At 72.9% G+C, this 17,873-nt stretch carries 14 protein-coding genes; 9 read left to right on the plus strand and 5 right to left on the minus strand.

The window, feature by feature from the left end:
* Window positions 1-20 precede the first annotated feature (20 nt).
* The 3 genes from Mam01_RS29585 (at window position 21) to Mam01_RS29595 (ending at window position 4,018) form a co-directional block, all read left to right on the plus strand.
* Window positions 21-1,646, plus strand: a complete 1,626-nt coding sequence (locus tag Mam01_RS29585; protein WP_204288493.1) for an MFS transporter — start codon at window positions 21-23, stop codon at window positions 1,644-1,646.
* Window positions 1,647-1,763: 117 nt separating this feature from the next.
* Window positions 1,764-2,996: a cytochrome P450 family protein gene (locus Mam01_RS29590; protein WP_204288494.1), complete on the plus strand. Its 1,233-nt coding sequence runs from the start codon at window positions 1,764-1,766 to the stop codon at window positions 2,994-2,996.
* Between the two features lie 5 nt (window positions 2,997-3,001).
* Window positions 3,002-4,018, plus strand: coding sequence for an alcohol dehydrogenase catalytic domain-containing protein (locus Mam01_RS29595; protein WP_204288538.1), 1,017 nt, complete (start codon window positions 3,002-3,004; stop codon window positions 4,016-4,018).
* A gap of 117 nt (window positions 4,019-4,135) precedes the next feature.
* Here the strand turns inward: Mam01_RS29595 and Mam01_RS29600 are convergent, their stop codons facing one another.
* A complete protein-coding gene (locus tag Mam01_RS29600; RefSeq protein ID WP_204288495.1) occupies window positions 4,136-5,215 on the minus strand; it encodes a glucose-1-phosphate thymidylyltransferase in 1,080 nt (359 codons plus the stop codon).
* Between the two features lie 322 nt (window positions 5,216-5,537).
* On the opposite strand from Mam01_RS29600, the gene evdC reads away from it, so the two are divergent.
* From evdC to Mam01_RS29620, 4 genes are all read left to right on the plus strand, one after another.
* The gene (gene evdC / locus Mam01_RS29605; RefSeq protein WP_204288496.1) at window positions 5,538-6,827 is read left to right on the plus strand and encodes an L-evernosamine nitrososynthase; all 1,290 of its coding nucleotides are present in this window, start codon (window positions 5,538-5,540) and stop codon (window positions 6,825-6,827) included.
* Between the two features lie 30 nt (window positions 6,828-6,857).
* Window positions 6,858-7,979 carry a DegT/DnrJ/EryC1/StrS family aminotransferase gene (locus tag Mam01_RS29610; protein WP_204288497.1) on the plus strand — a complete coding sequence of 374 codons (1,122 nt, stop codon included), beginning with the start codon at window positions 6,858-6,860 and terminating at the stop codon, window positions 7,977-7,979.
* Between the two features lie 66 nt (window positions 7,980-8,045).
* The gene (locus tag Mam01_RS29615; protein WP_204288498.1) at window positions 8,046-9,281 is read left to right on the plus strand and encodes a class I SAM-dependent methyltransferase; all 1,236 of its coding nucleotides are present in this window, start codon (window positions 8,046-8,048) and stop codon (window positions 9,279-9,281) included.
* A 3-nt stretch (window positions 9,282-9,284) separates the two neighbouring features.
* Window positions 9,285-9,887 (plus strand): dTDP-4-dehydrorhamnose 3,5-epimerase family protein, encoded by a 603-nt coding sequence (locus tag Mam01_RS29620; protein WP_204288499.1) that lies wholly within the window; start codon window positions 9,285-9,287, stop codon window positions 9,885-9,887.
* A 42-nt stretch (window positions 9,888-9,929) separates the two neighbouring features.
* Here the strand turns inward: Mam01_RS29620 and Mam01_RS29625 are convergent, their stop codons facing one another.
* From Mam01_RS29625 to Mam01_RS29635, 3 genes are read right to left on the minus strand one after another with little or no spacing between them, the layout of a single operon-like run.
* Window positions 9,930-11,063 (minus strand): NAD-dependent epimerase/dehydratase family protein, encoded by a 1,134-nt coding sequence (locus tag Mam01_RS29625; protein ID WP_239101722.1) that lies wholly within the window; start codon window positions 11,061-11,063, stop codon window positions 9,930-9,932.
* A complete protein-coding gene (locus Mam01_RS29630; RefSeq protein WP_204288500.1) occupies window positions 11,060-12,010 on the minus strand; it encodes a putative sugar O-methyltransferase in 951 nt (316 codons plus the stop codon). Before Mam01_RS29630 ends, Mam01_RS29625 begins: the two co-directional genes overlap by 4 nt.
* 16 nt (window positions 12,011-12,026) lie before the next feature.
* Window positions 12,027-13,319 (minus strand): activator-dependent family glycosyltransferase, encoded by a 1,293-nt coding sequence (locus tag Mam01_RS29635; protein WP_204288501.1) that lies wholly within the window; start codon window positions 13,317-13,319, stop codon window positions 12,027-12,029.
* A 288-nt stretch (window positions 13,320-13,607) separates the two neighbouring features.
* On the opposite strand from Mam01_RS29635, the gene Mam01_RS29640 reads away from it, so the two are divergent.
* Window positions 13,608-14,255 (plus strand): hypothetical protein, encoded by a 648-nt coding sequence (locus Mam01_RS29640; RefSeq protein WP_204288502.1) that lies wholly within the window; start codon window positions 13,608-13,610, stop codon window positions 14,253-14,255.
* A 262-nt stretch (window positions 14,256-14,517) separates the two neighbouring features.
* On the opposite strand, the gene Mam01_RS29645 is transcribed toward Mam01_RS29640, so the two are convergent.
* Complete coding sequence (locus tag Mam01_RS29645; protein ID WP_204288503.1) at window positions 14,518-16,188, minus strand: FAD-binding oxidoreductase; 1,671 nt, start codon at window positions 16,186-16,188, stop codon at window positions 14,518-14,520.
* A gap of 691 nt (window positions 16,189-16,879) precedes the next feature.
* Between Mam01_RS29645 and Mam01_RS29650 the strand changes: the two genes are divergently transcribed.
* Entirely contained in the window at window positions 16,880-17,857 is a 978-nt protein-coding gene (locus Mam01_RS29650; RefSeq protein ID WP_204288504.1) for a hypothetical protein, read from the plus strand.
* Window positions 17,858-17,873 lie beyond the last annotated feature (16 nt).

Raw genomic sequence — 17,873 nt, forward strand, 5'->3', positions numbered from 1 at the left:
AACGGACAGGAGGGGGCCCGATGGAGACGAGGACCGCGGCGCCGCCCCGCGCCGGACGCAGAGAGTGGATCGGGCTGGCGGTGCTGGCCCTGCCCACCCTGCTGCTCGCACTAGATCTCAGCGTGCTGTACCTGGCTCTGCCGCACATCAGCGACGATCTCGGAGCCGACTCGGTCCAGCAGCTGTGGATCACCGACATCTACGGGTTCATGGTCGCCGGGTTCCTGGTCACCATGGGCACCCTCGGCGACCGCATCGGGCGGCGCAGGCTGCTGATGACGGGCGCGGCGGCGTTCGGCGTCGCCTCCCTGCTGGCCGCGTACGCGCCGACCGGCGAGACCCTCATCGCCGCCCGGGCGCTGCTGGGCGTCGCGGGCGCCACCCTGGCGCCGTCGACGCTGGCGCTGATCCGCAACATGTTCGCCGACGAGAGGCAGCGCACCACGGCGGTCGCCGTCTGGGTGAGCTGTTTCATGGGCGGCGCCGCGATCGGCCCGGTGGTCGGCGGGCTGCTGCTGGAGGCGTTCTGGTGGGGCTCGGTGTTCCTGCTGGCCGTGCCGGTGATGGTCCTGCTTCTGGCCGTCGGCCCCTGGCTGCTCCCCGAGTATCGCGACGACTCCGCCGGCCGCCTCGACCTGCCGAGCACCCTGCTGTTCCTCGCCACCGCGCTGCCCGTCGTGTACGGACTGAAGGAGCTGACGAGGAACGGCCCCGGAGTCGTCGCCATCCTGGCGGTCGTCGCCGGGCTGGCCTTCGGCGCGGCGTTCGTCCGCAGGCAGGGCGGCCTGGACACCCCGCTGCTGGACCTGCGGCTGTTCCGCCGCCGGGCCTTCACCGCCGCGCTGGTCGTCCTGATGTTCGCCGTGGCCACCCAGGGCGGGATCATGCTGGTGGTCACCCAGCAGATGCAGATCGTCGAGGGGCTGTCGCCGGTGGCGACGGGGCTGTGGCTGATGCCGGGCTCGCTGGCCATGGTCGCGGGCTCCCTGCTGGCTCCGCACGCCGCCCGGCTCCTGCGCCCGGCGCCCACGGTCGCGGCCGGCATGGCCGTCACCGCGATCGGCTACCTGCTGCTCACCCGCGCGGTTCCCGGCGGGCTGCCCGTTCTGGTGGCCGGCGCCGTCGTCGTCTTCTTCGGCATCGGCCCGGTGGCATCGCTGACCCAGAACCTCATCGTGAGCTCCGCGCCGCCGGCCAAGGCGGGCTCCGCGGCGTCGGTCTCCCAGACCGGCGGCGACTTCGGCATCGCGCTGGGCGTGGCCGTGTTCGGCAGCATCGCCGCCCTGGTCTATCGGCACACTCTCGCCGACACCTATCGCGGCCCGGCGGGACCGGCCGCCGACAGCATCGCGGGCGCGGCCCCGGCCGCGCGGGACCTGCCCGCCCAGCGCTCGGACGAGCTGTTGTCGGCCGCGCACGCGGCCTTCACCTCCGGGCTGCACGTGGTCGCCGCGTTCGCCGCGCTGCTGTGCCTGGCGCTCGCCGTGCTCGCGGCCTACGCCCTGCGGCAGGCCCCAGAGGAGGCCCCGGAGGCGGCGGCTTCTGAGGCGGCCCCTGACACGGCCCAGAAGCAGGGCCAGGACGGGCCTCCTGAGCGCACCATCGAAGATGCGCGGCCGGTCGGCCGGGTGCCATCGTCGGACTGAGCGGATTTCCGGAGGACGGGCCCCGCGCCACGCGCCGGGGCCGTCGCCGGCGGGCGTGACCGGCCGGACGGGTTCTCCGCGGTCCGGAACCCACGCGCCTCACGCCTAGGAGGATCCATGACGATCCGCCCTGTCGTCCTCGACCCGGCCGGACACGACATCCACGCCGAGGGAGCCCGCATCCGCGCCGGCGGACCGGTCTCCCGGGTGGTGCTCCCCGGCGGGGTCATGGCCTGGTCGGTCACCGGCCACGACGTGGCCAGGCAGGTGCTCGGCGACCACCGGTTCTCGAAGGACCCCCGCAAGCACTGGACCGACTTCGTGGAAGGCCGCATCGGCGACGACTTCCCGATGATCGGCTGGGTCCTCATGGAGAACCTCACCACCGCGTACGGGCACGACCACACGCGGCTGCGGCGGCCGTGCGCCCAGGCGTTCACGCCGCGCCGGGTGGAGGCCCTGCGCGGGAGCGTGCAGAAGGTCACCGACGAGCTTCTCGGACGCCTCGACGAGGTGGCCCCGGGCGAGGCCGTCGACCTCAAGGCGGAGTTCGCCAAGCCCCTGCCCGCCGCGGTGATCTGCGACCTGTTCGGCGTGCCGGCGGCCGACCGCCAGGCCATGCTGCACGGCGGCGAGGTCAACGTCGACACCGGCATCACGCCCGAGGAGGCCGCCGCGAACGTCGCGGCGTGGCAGCGGCTGATGCTCGACTTCGTCCGGTCCAAGCGCGACCACCCCGGCGACGACCTGACCACCGACCTGGTCGCCGCCCGCGACGAGGACGGCTCGCCGCTGAGCGACTCCGAGATGGTGGGCACCCTGCACATCATGCTCGCCACCGGGACCGAGCCGGTGAAGAACCTCATCGCCAACACGGTGCTCCTGCTGCTCACCCATCCGGACCACCTCGCGCGGGTCGCGCGGGGAGAGCTGAGCTGGCCGGACGTGATCCAGGAGGCCGTCCGCGTGGAGGCGCCGGTCGCGCACCTGCCGTTCAGGTTCGCGACCGAGGACGTCGAGATCGGCGGCGTCACCATCGCCAAGGGCGATCCGGTTCTGATGAACTTCGCGGCGGCGGGCCGCGACCCCGACCGGTACGGCCCGGACGCCGACGTCTTCGACCCCGGGCGGGCCGACAGGGAACACCTGTCCTTCGGAGCCGGCATCTACCGGTGCATCGGCAAGCCGCTCGCCCTGATGGAGGCCGAGATCGCGCTGCCGGCGCTGTTCGAGCGGTTCCCCGGGATGAGACTGGCCGTGCCCGCCGACCGGATCGAGCCGCAGGGCACCTTCATCATGAACGGCCTGCGGAACCTGCCGGTCCTGCTGAAGGGCGGGGGCGCGTCGTGAGCACGATGAAGGCGGCGGTCGTCCCCGCGCCCGGCGCCCGGTGGGAGCTCGGGGAGGTCCCGGTGCCGCGGCCCGGTCCGGGCCAGGTGCTGATCCGCGTGCGGGCCTGCGGCGTCTGCCACAACGACGTGTGGCTGACCAACGGCGTGTACGACTTCCCGCCGCTCGACCCGGTGATCGTCGGGCACGAGGCGGCCGGGGAGGTCGTCGAGGTGGGCCCGGGGGTGACCACCCGCGAGGTGGGCGACCGGGTCGGCGCCACCTGGGTGCAGCGGGGGTGCGGCCGGTGCGACTACTGCGCGCGTGGTCTGCCGCCCACCGGCCAGACGGCCATGTGCTGCGCGGCGCCGGTGCTGACCGGCATGACCGCCCCCGGCGGCCACGCCGAGTACATGGCGGTGGAGGCGAGCAGCACGGTCCTGCTCCCCGGCGGTGTGTCGTACGAGGCCGCCGCGCCCGTGCTCTGCGCCGGCTACACCGCGTGGAGCGCCCTGCGGGCGGCGGAGCCGGCCCCGGGCGACCGGGTCGCCGTGCTGGGCGTCGGCGGGCTGGGGCACCTCGCCCTGCAGTTCGCGCGGGCCTGCGGGTTCGAGACCGTCGCCGTCACCCGGTCGCCCGACAAGCGCGAACTCGCGACGTCACTCGGCGCCGGGGCCGTCGTGTCCGGCGGTGCGGGCCTGCGGGACGCCGGCGGCGCGGACGTCCTCCTCGTCACGAACACGTCGTACGCCGCCGCCACGGAGGCCCTGCAGGGCATGCGGCCCGGCGGGCGGGTCGCACTGGCCACGATCGACCCGGTGGGCGCGCTGGAGCTCGGGCCGTCCAGCCTGGTCTGGGCGAAGCGCCTGCGGGTCACCGGCGTCACCCACGACGGCCCGGACCGGCTCGCCGAGGCGTTCCGGCTCGTGGCGGAGGGCAAGGTGACGCCGATGGTGGAGGAGTTCCCGAAGGAGGACGTCGCCGACGCCGTCGAGGCCGTCGACAAGGGCGCCGTGCGCTTCCGCGCCGTCGTCCGGTACTGACGTCCCGTACCGGCGCCGTCCCGTACCGGCGCCGTCCCGTACTGACGCCGTCCTGTACTGACACGGGCCACCGGCCGGCCCGCGCGGAGCGCCGCGCGGGCCGCACCCGTGCGCGGGTCATCCGGGCAGTTCGACTCCGGGCAGTTCGACGGAGGCGTGGTCGCCGACCATCAGGCGATGGTGGACGCGCCGGGCGCCTCCGGTGACCGTGGCGGACCGGCCGACGATGCAGCCGCGCAGGTCCGGGACCGCCGCTATGGTGGCGCCGTCCAGGAGGACGGAGTCGGCGACGCCGGCGGCGTTCAGCAGGCAGTCGCGCCCGACGGAGGTGTGCGGGCCGACGTGGCTGTCCTTCACCACCGCCCCCGCGCCGATGATCGCCGGGCCGTCGATCCGCGACCGCACCACCCGGGCGCCCGGCTCGACCAGGACGGGACCGGACAGCGTGCTGGCGGCGTCCACGTCGCCGCGGACCTCCCGGCACAGGTCGCCGAGCAGGCGGCGGTTGCACGCCAGGACGTCCTCCGGACGCCCGGTGTCCTTCCAGTAGCCGGCGTACTCGCTGGCCGTGACCCGCGCGCCCTGGTCGAGCAGCCACTGGAGCGCGTCGGTGATCTCCAGCTCCCCGCGGGCGCTGGGCCGGATCGCGGCCACGGCGGCGTGCACCGCGGCGGTGAAGAAGTACACGCCGATCACGGCGAGGTCGCCGCAGGGCGGCTCGGGCTTCTCCACGAGGCGGACCACCGAGCCGTCCGAGGCGAGCTCGGCGATGCCGAATGCGCGCGGGTCCTCGACCTTCTGCACGGCGATGTGGGCGGCGGGGCGCCGGGCCCGGAACTCCGCCGCGAGCCCGTCGATGCCGTCGGGCAGCACGTTGTCGCCGAGATACACGACGAAGTCGTCGTCGCCCAGGAACGGCCGGGCCAGGGCCACGCAACTGGCGAGGCCGTCGGGGCGCTCCTGCCGGAGATAGGTGACGCGGACCCCGAAGCGGGAGCCGTCGCCGATCGCCTCGGCTATCTCGCGCTCCCACCCGCCGATGACGACGCCGACGTCGGTCACCCCGAGGCGGGCGACGGCGCCGAGCGCGTGCGCGAGCACCGGCTCGCCGGCCACCGGGATCAGTTGCTTGGGCATGGAATGGCTGAAAGGACGCAGGCGGGTGCCCGACCCGCCCGACAACACCAATGCCTTCATTCCGCTTTCCCCTCGACTGGTGATACCGCCGATTTCGCTCATCGCAATGTCTCATCACCGGATCGCCGCCGCATCTTTCGGCGTGCCGCCCGTGCCGGGAAAACGTGCCGACCGGCGGCCGCTGTTTCGCCGCACCCGACGTGAGGCGGCCGGACAGGGGTCCGCAATTCGTTCAGGGCAATTTGGGAGATGCGGCCCGGGAATGGCCGGTAGTTACGATGACCGTGGCCGGAAAACGGATGGAAGGCGAATTGCCGGCACTCTCGCGCGGGCCGGGAAAACCGGTTCGCGGACGGACCGCAACGGAGAACGGGAGCGGGCTATGTCTGCAGACGGTGCGCAAGCCGGCGCGCAGGACGGCGCGCATTCGCAGCGGGCGGCGGACCTGGGCGCCCCGGTCACGCCGCAGGGCCGGGTCCTCGCCGATCTGCTGGCCGAGTACGTCGAGCGGGTCCGGGACGAGGCCGGCGCGAACGACCGCGCGGGCGCGTTCCCGTACGAGACGTTCGACGGCTTCGCGAAGGACGGCGTGCTGGGCGGCACGGTCCCCGCCGAACTCGGCGGCCTCGGGGTGGGCCGGTTGTACGACGTGGCGGTGGCGCTCCGGACGCTGGCGGAGGCGGACGCCTCGGCCGCGCTGGCGCTGCACGTGCAGTTCAGCCGTGGCCTGACGCTGACCTACGAGTGGCGGCACGGCTCGCCCTCGGCGCGGGCGCTGGCCGAGCGGTTGCTGCGCTCGATGGCCACCGGCGAGGCCGTGGTCTGCGGGGCGCTCAAGGACTCTCCCGGCGTCGTCACCGAACTCGTCCCCGACGGGTCGGGCGGCTGGCTGCTGTCCGGCCGCAAGACCCTGGTGAGCCTGGCCCCGATCGGGACGCACTTCTTCGTGCACGCCCAGCGGCGGGCCGACGGGCGGCCGGCCGGCCTGGTCGTCCCGCTCGTGCGGCGGGACAGCCCGGGGCTGCGCGTGCTGGACACCTGGGACGGCCTCGGCATGCGCGCCTCGGGCACCGCCGACATCGCCTTCGACGCCTGCCCCGTCGCGGCCGGCGACGTCCTGGAACGCAGCCAGGTCAACGCCCGCGACGACGCGGTCCTGGCCGGGCAGACGGTCAGCTCGATCACGATGCTCGGGATCTACGCGGGGGTGGCCCAGGCGGCCAGGGACATCGCGACCGGCGTGGCCGCCCGCCGCCCCGGCCCGCCCCCGGCGGCGGTGCGCACCCTGGTCGCGGAGACCGACGCCCGCCTCTACGCCCTCCGGGCGACGGCCGGCGCCGCCCTGGTCAACGCCGACGCCTGGTCCGCCGACCGCAGCGGCGACCCCGCCGAGCGCGGGAGGGCGATGATGACCCCCTTCCAGTGCGCGAAGATGACCGTCAACACGCTCGCGCTCGGCATCGTCAACGACTGCCTCACGCTGGCCGGCGGCGCCGCCTACTCGGCGGACCACCCGCTGGCCCGCCTCTCCCGGGACGTGCGGGCCGGGTGGTTCATGCAGCCCTACACGTACGTGGACGGCGTCGACTACCTCAGCGGGCAGGCCCTGGGCCTCGAACGGGACAACGACTACATGAGCTTCCGGGCGCTCGGCCCCCGAGCCCGGCAGTGACGTGCGGAGCGAGCATCGGAGAAGGCGCGCATGGCTATTCGCGTATGGGACTACCTGCCGGAGTACGAGAAGGAGAGGACGGACGTCCTCGACGCGGTCGAGAAGGTCTTCGAATCCGGGCAGCTCATCCTCGGGGAGAGCGTCCGGAGCTTCGAGGAGGAGTTCGCCGCCTACCACCGGACGAGACACTGCACGGGCGTGGACAACGGGACCAACGCCATCAAACTCGGCCTGCAGGCGCTGGGGGTCGGCCCGGGGGACGAGGTCGTCACCGTCTCCAACACCGCCGCCCCGACCGTCGTGGCGATCGACTCGGTCGGCGCGACGCCGGTCTTCGCCGACGTGCGCGAGGACGACCACCTCATAGACCCCGCGCAGGTGGCCGCCGCGATCACTCCGCGCACCCGCGCGCTGGTGCCGGTCCACCTGTACGGCCAGTGCGCCGACATGGCGCCGTTGACCCGGCTCGCCGCCCGGCACGGCCTGGCCGTCCTGGAGGACTGCGCCCAGGCGCACGGCGCCCGGCACCACGGCCGCCTGGCCGGCACGATGGGGCACGCCGCCGCCTTCTCGTTCTACCCCACCAAGGTCCTCGGGGCGTACGGCGACGGCGGGGCGGTGCTGACCGGCGACGACACGGTCGACGGCAACCTGCGGCGGCTGCGGTACTACGGCATGGAGGAGCGGTACTACGTCGTCCGCACCCCCGGGCACAACTGCCGTCTCGACGAGGTGCAGGCGGAGATCCTGCGCCGCAAGCTCGGCCGCCTGGACGACTACATCGCGCGGCGCCGCGAGGTGGCCGATCGTTACGCCGAAGGGCTGGCCGACGTCTCGGGGCCGTCCGGGCTGCGGCTGCCGTCCGTGACGGAGGGCAACGACCACGTCTACTACGTCTACGTGGTCCGCCACCCGCGCCGCGACGAGATCATCGAGCGGCTCAGGGCGTACGACATCCACCTGAACATCAGCTATCCCTGGCCGGTGCACACGATGACCGGCTTCGAGCGGCTGGGCTACGCGGAGGGGTCGCTGCCGGTCACCGAGCGGCTGGCCCGCCAGATCTTCTCGCTGCCGATGTACCCGTCGCTGCCGCCTGACACGCAGGACCGGGTGATCGAGGCGCTCCGCGAGGTCCTGACGACGCTGTGAGCGCGCGCCTCGCGCCTCGCGCCCCGCCCTCCCACCCCGACACGTACGACCCGGAGGAGAAGATCGATGACGACCCCAGTCGGCGAGACGACGTGCCGGGTGTGCCGCGGGCCGCTCGGCGAGTTCCTGGACCTCGGGCGGCAGCCGCTGTCCGACCGTTTCCTGACCGAGAGGGAGATCCCCGGCGAGTTCTTCTACCGGCTCGCCGTCGGCGCCTGCGCGTCGTGCGGGATGGTGCAGCTGATGGAGGAGGTCCCGCGTGAGCTGATGTTCCGCGAGGACTATCCGTACCACTCGTCGGGCTCGTCGGTGATGCGGGAGCACTTCGCACGGACCGCGCACGGCTTCCTGGAGTCGGCGTACGCCGGGCCGGACCCGTTCGTGGTGGAGATCGGCAGCAACGACGGGGTGATGCTCGGCGCGGTGCGCGACGCCGGCGTGCGGCATCTCGGGTTCGAGCCCTCGGGGAAGGTGGCCGAGGTGGCGCGGCGGCGCGGTGTGCGGGTGCGCACCGACTTCTTCGAGGAGCCGACGGCGGCCGAGGTGCGCGCGGCCGAGGGGCCCGCGGACGTGATCTACGCGGCCAACACGATCTGTCACATCCCCTACCTTGAGTCGATCTTCCGCGGCGTCGACGCGCTGCTCGCCCCCGGTGGCCGGTTCGTCTTCGAGGATCCCTACTGGGGGGACATCGTGGAGAAGACGTCGTTCGACCAGATCTACGACGAGCACTTCTACTTCTTCACGGCGACTTCGGTCCGGGCGGCCGCCGAGCGGTCCGGCTTCGAACTGGTCGACGTGGAACGCCTGTCTGTCCACGGCGGCGAACTGCGCTACACGATCGCCCGCCGCGGCGCCGCCACGCCTGCGGCGGCCGTCGCGGAGACCGTCGAGCGGGAACGGGCCCGCGGCCTGACCGCTCCGGACACGCTGCGCCGCTTCGCCGCCGACGTGGAACGCGTACGGGACGACCTGACGGCGCTGCTGCGCCGGCTGCGTGAGGAGGGGCGGCGGGTCGTCGCGTACGGCGCGACCGCCAAGAGCGCGACCGTGACCAACTTCTGCGGTCTCGACTCCGGGCTGGTCGAGTGGGTGTGCGACACCACTCCTCAGAAACAGGGGCTGCTGACCCCCGGAGCCCATCTGCCGGTCGTGCCGCCGGAACGGTTCTCCACGTCCCACCCCGACCACGCGCTGTTGTTCGCCTGGAACCACGCCGAGGAGATCATGGCGAAGGAGCAGGAGTTCCGCGACGCAGGCGGCCGGTGGATCCTCTACGTGCCGGACGTCCGGGTGGTGTGAGCCATGCGAGTGAACGGCCTGGCGGTCGAGGGCGCGTACGTCTTCACGCCCGAGGAGTTCCCCGACGACCGGGGGCGGTTCCTGTCGCACTACCAGGAATCGGTGTTCGGCGACGCCGTGGGACGCCCGCTCTTCCCCGTGGCGCAGGCGAGCAGCAGCGTCTCGCGCAGGGGAGTGGTGCGGGGGCTGCACTACACGGCGACGCCGCCGGGCACGGCGAAGTACGTCCACTGCCCGCGCGGCCGGGCCCTCGACGTCGTCCTCGACGTCCGCGTCGGCTCTCCCTCGTTCGGCGTCTGGGACAGCGTCGTGCTCGACTCCCTCGACTTCCGCGCCGTGTACTTCCCGCTGGGGGTCGCGCACCTGTTCGTGGCTCTGGAGGACGACACCGTGATGTCGTACCTGCTGTCGCGGGAGTACGTGGCCGCCGACGAGCTGGCGATCTCCCCGCTGGACCCGGGGCTGGGCCTGCCCGTCCCGGGGGACCTCACGCCGATCCTGTCGGAGCGGGACCGTGCGGCCCCCCGCCTTGAGGAGGCGAGAGAGGCCGGCCTGCTGCCCGACTATCGGGTGTGCGCCGAAATCGAGGCGGGCAGCCGCGTCTGAACGGCCCGGCCACGGGCGAAGTGGCGGGGTGGGGGGAGGGAGTCACGACTCCCGGGGGCGCGTGCCGCGGGAGTCGAGACCGTGGGTGTCGAGACCGTGAGTGTGGAGAGCGGGGGTGTCGAGAGCGGCGACGGTCCGGCGCAGAGCCTCGTCGAGCGGAACCCGCGGGCGCCATCCGGTGGCCGCCCGGAACGCTGAGGAGTCGATCACCACGCTGTCGAAGTCGCCCGGCCGGGCGCTCGCGGGCGGGGGGACCGGCACGACCGGCACCGGAGGCCGTCCGGTCCGTTCGGCGACGAGCAGCGCGATCCTCCGGAAGACGTCGCCGAGCGGCTCGCCGCGGCCGTGGCCCAGCGGCCAGTGCCGGCCCGCCAGCGCCTCCGGCCGGTCGAGGGCCGCCAGGAAGGCGTCCGCGACGTCGCCGACGTACAGCAGTTCACGCGCGACCGTGCCGTCGTGCCACATGGTGAGCGGCTCTCCGGCGAGCGCTCTGCGGGCCATCGCGCTCACCACCCCCCGGTCGGCGGCGCCGTCCGGGGCCGGCCCGAAGACCGTCGGCAGGCGCAGGGAGACTCCGCGCAGGACCCCTTCCGAGGTGGCCCGCTTGAGCAGGTCTTCGGCCGCCTGCTTCTGCAGGTCGTACGCCGTCACCGGATGGTCGGGCACGGTGCCGTCGATCGGCGTGCCGGAGCCCGGGCCGGCCTGGGAGGCCGAGCCGGCGAACACCACCAGCGGCGCGGGACCACGCCGGGAGCGTGACCGCAGCAGGCCGACGAGGTCGCGCATGACGCCCACGTTCACCCGTTCGCTGGCCGCCGGGTCCTCGTCGGCTCCCCGCCAGCCGCCGGAGTGCAGGACCAGGTGGATCACCGCACTCGCCCCGGCCACCGCACGCTCCAGGTTCGCGGGCACGGTGAGATCGGCGGCCAGCACCTCCACCCCGCCCGCGCCGCCCGGGCCTGCCTCAACCGTGCTCGCTTCAACCGTGCCCGCCTCAGCCGTACCTGTCGCGGCGGGGCGGCGGGAGACCGCGCGTACGGCGACCGGCAGGCGCGCGAGCCGGGCGGTGACGGCCGAGCCCACCAGACCGGACGCGCCGAGCACGGCGACCAGCGGAGGGCCGCCGCCCGGCGTGGTGCCCGGCGTGGTGGCCAGCGTGGTGCCCGGCCGGTTCACGATCGGGCGTCCGTCTGCTCGCGGCCGCCCTTCTCAGGGGCGTTCTTCTCGTAGAGGGCCTGCCAGTAGAAGGTCCACGGCACGGCCCGGGCGTCGGCGACGCGGGTCCAGTCGTCGGCGGGCCGGTAGGCGGCGAGGAACCTGCGCGACTGCGCCTCCACCGCGCGGTTGTCATGGATGTCGATGACGTCCAGCAGGGGCCCGGTGCGCAGGGCCAGCGCCACGACCTCCGCGCCCTGGGCATGGCCGTCCAAGGACGGGTCCAGATATTTGCCCACCGGGTTGTTCACGTACAGGTAGCGGCAGCGTCCGGCCACGAGGTCCAGGTAGGCCCGCACCGTCTCGGCGTTCATCTCCGCGAACGAGTCGACGTTCACGCACAGGTCGAACCGCTGGTCCGCGGGCAGCGCGTCCACCTCGTCCACCGAGTGGAACCGGATCTTCGCGAACTGGTCGCGGTCGAGGACGGCGCCGAGGTAGGCGCGGGAGAGGCGCAGGGCGTTGTCCAGATCGACGATGTCGTAGGAGACGAGGTCGTGGTTGGACATCAGGGCGTGGCAGGTGCGGCCGTACCCGGCGCCGATCTCCAGCACCCGGAAGCCGTCCAGGGGGACGGCCCCGCTCATGAAGTCGAGCTCCAGAACGGCCTGGAGGTAGTCCATGCAGACGTCCTCGCCGTCGTACCTGACCGTGATGGGGTCGCCCACGTCGCGGTTGCGGATGCGGCGGAGCCGCGCCCGGTTGGCCTCGCTCAGCCCGGCGGCGAGGTTGAAGATCAGCGTCTTGAGGTAGCGCATGCCGTTGGTGCGGGGGTCCCACAGCGCCAGCTTGAAGTTGACCGTGCCGGACTTGAAGCCCCGGAGATCGGCGACGGCGCTCTCGGTCACCTGGATCCTGTTGTTGCTCTCCCAGAGCGGGCTCTGGCCGTACCTGCGGGTGGTCGTCATCGTCGTCTCCGCCCCGTCACTTGGACCGGCCGTGCTGGGCCGCGGTGAGCCTTTCCAGGATCGGCACGACGTCGTTGGGCGTGGGCATCCCCAGCGTCTCCCGCCGCAGCCGTTCCGCGTTGCCGGCGAACGACGGGTCCTCCAGCACGTGGACCAGCCGGTCGCGCAGCGTGTCGGCGGTCAGGTGGTCGGCGTCGGCGACGTACACGCCCGCCCCCTGGTCCTCCAGCCCGTTGGCCATGAGCACCGGTCCCCACCACTTCTCCGCCCAGTAGATGTTGGGCACGATGAGCTGCGGCACCCCGTGCTCCAGCGCGGAGGCGAAGGTGCCGGCGCCGCCGCTGTGCACGATGGCCGAGCAGGTGGGCAGCAGCACGTTCAGGGGCACGAAGTCGTGCACGCGCACGTTGTCGGGCACGTGGGTGACCGACCGCAGTTGCGTGGCGTCGAGTGCGGCGATCACCTCGACGTCGAGGCCGTCGACCGCCGCGAACAGGTCCGCGGCCGAGGCGACGACGCCGAAGTTGCGCTCGCGGTGGGAGAGGCCGAGCGTCACGCAGACGCGTGGGCGCGCGGGCGGCCGGTGCAGCCACTTCGGCACCGACGACGGGCCGTTGAAGGCCATGTGCCGCATCGGGAGGTAGTGGATGCCCGGGGGCCGCCAGACCCAGGTCGGCATGGGGAAGATCGTCCACTGGCCGAGGGCGGTCTCCTCGTCGAAGGCGCAGCCGTACCGCGCCAGGACCGGCTCCAGCCACTCGCGCAGGGGGTCGGTGCGGGCCTGCGGCGGCTGCCCGTCCCAGATCGGACGGCAGGCGGTGCGCAACTGCCCCAGGCCGTCCGCGCCGAACAGCATCCGGGCGTGGGCCGCGCCGCACGCCCGCGCGGCGACGACGCCGGCGAAGGCGAAGGTGTCCCAGACGACGAGGTCGGGCTCCCAGTCGCGGGCGAACTCGACGAGCTCCTCGATCACCGCTTCGGGGTTGAACAGCGCCCGGCATCCCCCCACGTGGGCGCCGAGTTCCGCCAGCGGGTCGTCGCGGGCGTAGTCGGTCTGCACCGGCAGCCCGGGGCCCGGATTCCTCGGGTCCGCCGGGTTCTCCTGCGGCTCGGCGGCCGACATCTGCGTGTTCAGGTCCACGCCCCGGCCGACCGGTACGGCCGTCAGCCCGCAGCGCATGATGTCGTCGGCCATGTCCGGCTGGGCGGCGACTCGCACGTCGTGTCCCGCCGTACGCAGGGCCCAGGCCAGCGGCGCCTGCACGAACAGATGCGACCGGAAGGGGGCGGTGGCGAAGAGAACGCGCATGTCGGTCCTTCCTGGAGACGAGCGGGCCTGGAGACGGGCGGGTGGCCCTCGGCCGGAAACCGGGCACGTTGTTCCACGATTTTCCGGCGGTGTCCGGCCGCGCATCTTCCAGAATGCGCACCGCCCGCGCGGGGGACCTTTTCAGGGCGGGGTCCGGGCCGGAACGGCACGGCAGAAGTAGCCGCACCGGGCCGGCGCTGCGAATAGTGGGTAACGTGCCGGCCGTTCCCGGAAACGGCGGAGACGGCCGGCTGGAAATGCCGGCGAACCAGTTCGGGAGGCGACGAGATGCACCCCGTAGTTCACGAGCCCGTGATTTACGACTACGACGCGGCGCGCTTCGATTTCGGGGACATCCTCCGGAAGATCTACGACGTGGACGACCTCGCCCGTCTCCGCCCGGAGGGCGAGCTCGAGGTCATGACCTGGAAGACCGACCAGTCGACCGACTTCCACGCGAAGTTCTACGAGGCGTTCGAGGCGGAGCTGAAGCCCCTCTACCGGGAGTTCGTCGCGGCGTTCGTCCCCGGCGTCCTCGGCACCGAGGAGTTCTGCTTCCAGCAGGTCCCGACGTTCCGGGTGCACTTTCCCGGCAACGTGGCGGTGGGCGACTTCCACCGGGACCGCGACTACAACCACGGAGACGGCGAGGTGAACTTCTGGGTTCCGTTCACCCCGGCCTACGACACGAACTCCGTCTGGATCGAGCGGGAGCTGGGATCGGGGGACTACCGCCCGATGACGGTGGACCCCGGTCAGGTGCTGGTGTTCGACTCGGTCGACTGGAGCCACGGAAACAAGATCAACGAGACGGGGTCGACCCGGGTGAGCTTCGACTTCCGGTGCATCCGGCTGTCGGACTACAACCCCTCGACTCTCCGTACGGTGGACGCCAAGCGGGGGCTGTGGATCGGCGACTACTTCGACGTGCTGTGACCCCACGTCGACGGCACAGACGAGGGCGGCGCCCGGCCGACCGGCCGGGCGCCGCCCTCACGTCTCCCCGGTCATCCGGCCGGGGTCACCAGCGGGGTGTTGGGGGCGTCCACGAGCCTTGGCCGAGTCGGTCACTGCGCCGGAAGGAACCTCCGGTCCTCGCGAAGCCCGCTTCGCTGGGCCTTCGCTGCGGTCCTCGCTCCCTTCCGCTCCGCTCCCTCCACCCCGGTGAACGCGGGCGGACAGCGCACTGGGGCCGGGGTCACTTGGGGAGCCGGACCGACAGGGCGTGCCGGAAGACGTCGCGGGGGTCGTAGCGCTTCTTGATCTTCTGCAGCCGGGGGTAGTTGCCCTTGTAGTAGAGGGTCTCCCAGGAGACGCCCGACGTGTTCCACTTCGGGTCCGCCAGGTCGGCGTCCGCGTAGTTGATGTAGCTTCCGGCGTTCACCGGTCCGTCCACGGGCACGCCGCCCGAGCCGGCGTACACGTCCCGGTAGAACTCCCGCATCCAGCCGATGTGCCGGGCGTCGTCGTCCGGTGAGGCCCAGCCACCGGTGGTGAAGTAGGCGCGGAGGATCGCGTCGCGGGTGGCGGTCGCCGTCGCGTCGGAGGCCACCGCGTTGATCCGCCCGCCGTAGCCGGTGAGGCTCAGGTTGGCGCCCGGGTTGGTGTAGTCCTCGCGGCTGAGATGCCGGTAGACGGCGGCGATCTGGCGGTCGGTGAAGCCCTTGCGCAGGTCGGCGGCCTTGTTCTTGGACCGGCCCGCGGGTTCGTTCACCCAGTTCGCCTCGTCCAGGTAGGGGAGCAGCTCCAGCGTGTCGGACGCCGGCTCGATGCCGATGCCCGCCGTCATCGCCTTGGCGTGCGCGGCCATCAGGCTCTCCACGCCCGCGACGCCGGCGTCGCCGCCCACGATGAAGCCGAGCTGCCCGGCGGAGCGGTGGCTCGCCAGGAGAACCCCCCAGAGAGCGGCGTACGGCGAGCTCGGCGCGCTGTTCGCCTCGTACCAGTCGCAGTAGTTGCGCAGGAGCCGGGAGAAGGTCTTCTCGTCCATCGACTCCCACGGCCACATGACGATCCTCCTGCGCATGGCGGCCGGGGCCTTCGGCAGCAGGCGCGCCGGATCCGTGCCGTCCGCGCCGGGGGAGCCGTCTGGGGAGCCGTCTGGGGAGCCGTCCGGGGAGCCGTCTGGGGAGCGCAGCCAGAATCGCGTCACGACGCCGAAGTTGCCGCCGCCTCCGCCGGTGTGCGCCCACCACAGGTCCCGCTCGGGGTCTCCGGCGTCGCGCGTCGCCACGACCACCCGGGCCCGGCCGGAGGCGTCGACGACCACGACCTCCACCGCGTACAGGTGATCGGCGGCCAGGCCGTACCTGCGGGAGAGGAAGCCGTAGCCGCCGCCCGTGATGTGGCCGCCGACCCCGACCGAGGGGCAGGAGCCCGCGGGGATCGTCACGCCCCAGCCCGTGAAGAGCGCCTTGTAGACCTGTCCCAGCGTGGCGCCCGCTCCGACGGCGAAGGCCCTGCGCCGCTCGTCGTAGGTGACGCCGGACATGGGCGACAGGTCGATCAGCGTCTCGACCTCCGGCGACGCGGTGAAGTTCTCCAGGCAGTGCCCGCCGCTCCGTACGGCGATCCGCCGGCCCGCCGCCACCGCCCGGCCGACCGCCTCGGCGACCTGCTCGGCCGAGCCCACCACCTGCACGGACTGGGGCCGGCCCCGGAAACGCCGGTTGTGGCTGAGCAGCAGACTGTCGTAGCGGGGATCGCCGGGGCCGATGACGACCGGCCCGAAGGGCCGTTCACATCCGTCCGCGGACGGGGCGGCCCTTGCCGGGCGTGCCACGGCGGGCACGCCCGCCGCCGACGTGAGCGCGGCGGCTCCGCCGACGGTGGCGCCGGTCAGGAAAGCACGACGTCCCAAACCCTCCACAGCCTGTCTCCTCTCCGCGGCGCCTCCCGGCAGCGCGTCCAGACGGGCGCCTCCTGGAGCCGCCTCACTCGCACGGGACGGCACGAACGCGGCGTGCCGTCGCGGCACCATCATGATCATTTACGTCATGGGGGCGCATCTCCTGAATTGCGGTCTTGCACAGCCGAAACCGCCCGCGTGAAAGCGAGTGCCACGCGCTCGCTCCGGTGGGCCATGTCGCTTCGCGCCGGAGTGACCGTGCCGGACGACACCGTTCGCCAAGGCCGTCGCCGTTCGCCAGGCCGTCGCTTCGGCCGCATCGGCGCTCCGGCCAGAGCCCGGCCGGGCCGTGCGGTGGCCGTCGGACGGGGGCCGGTCCCCGGGCGGGCGATGTGGGCGGGGAGGGCCGCACTTCAGAAGAGGCCCGGGGCAGGCACGGACGGTCATCCTGAGGACGTGGGTGGTCGCGACGCCGATCCCACCAGGTCGGCGGCTACGTCCTTCCACGCAGTGTCCGGATCTGTGCCCGCAGTGCCCGGACCTCTGCCCGGCCCGCGTCCGCAGGGACCGGCCCGAGGTCCCGGCACTGTGACCGGCACTGTGTTCTGGGCCTCTGCCCGGAGCCGTGCCGGGCCCGCCCGAGGCGGTGCGGATGGCGTTCGCCGGTCCGGGAGTGCCCTGATCACCGCGAGACCGTGACAAGGAGACGACGATGGCGCGTAGTGGCATCACGCATGATTCGTTCCGGGCCGCCGCACCGGCGGCGACCCCCGCACCGGCCGGAGGCCGGTTCCCGCCCTCGCGGGCACTGGTCGCCGTGCTGAGCGGCCTGGCCGGCTTCCTGCTGACCGTGGTCTGGTCGGCGGAGTTCGTCGACCGGACCATCGGCGGCAGCGTGGCCGGCTCGCTGCTGGGCCATCCGGCGCTGGAGACGCCGATCACGGGGGTGGTGGCCGGGACGGTCTTCGCCTTCGTCTCCGGCCTGGCCGGCACGTTCACCGCCTGCAATGTGGCCGTCTTCGGCGCGCTGGCGCCGATGCTGGGCGGGGCCGGCGGCCGGAGGCGCCGCCTGCTGCTCGCGCTCAGGCCGCTGGGGTGGCTGGCGGCGGGCATGCTGACCGTCTCGGCCTGCTACGGCGCGGTCGTCGGGTTCGTGGGCACTCGGATGCCGCAGTTCTCGACCACGCAGAACGCGGCGGGCGGGCTGTCGGCCCGGACCATCCAGTCGATGGTCATCTTCGGTCTGATCGGCCTGTCGATGACCTACCTCGGGCTCGCCGCGCTCGGCATCGTGCCCGACCCCTTCGACCGGATCTCCCGGCGCTTCCCCCAGGCGCGGGTGGTCTTCATGGGAGCGCTCGTCGGCGGTTTCCTGATCGGGCGGCCGTTCCCGCTGTTCCGGCACCTGTTCAGGGACGCGGCGGAGAGCGGCAACCCGCTGTACGGCGCGCTGGCCTTCGCCCTGCAGTCGATCGGCAACATCGCCGTCATGGCCCTGCTGTTCCTGATCCTGGTCTACTTCGCCGGAGGCCGGCTGCACCGGTGGCTGACCGCCACGCCGTACCGGCTCGCGGTCGTGACGGCGGCGCTGCTGATCGTCGCCGGTGTCTTCACCTTCCTGTACTGGGACGTCAGGCTTCTCGCCGGGCGCGGGGTCATCCCGTGGTACCCCACCGCTCCCTGGGCCTGACGGTGATCCGGCAACA

Source organism: Microbispora amethystogenes (genome assembly GCF_016863015.1).
Lineage (GTDB): Bacteria > Actinomycetota > Actinomycetes > Streptosporangiales > Streptosporangiaceae > Microbispora > Microbispora amethystogenes.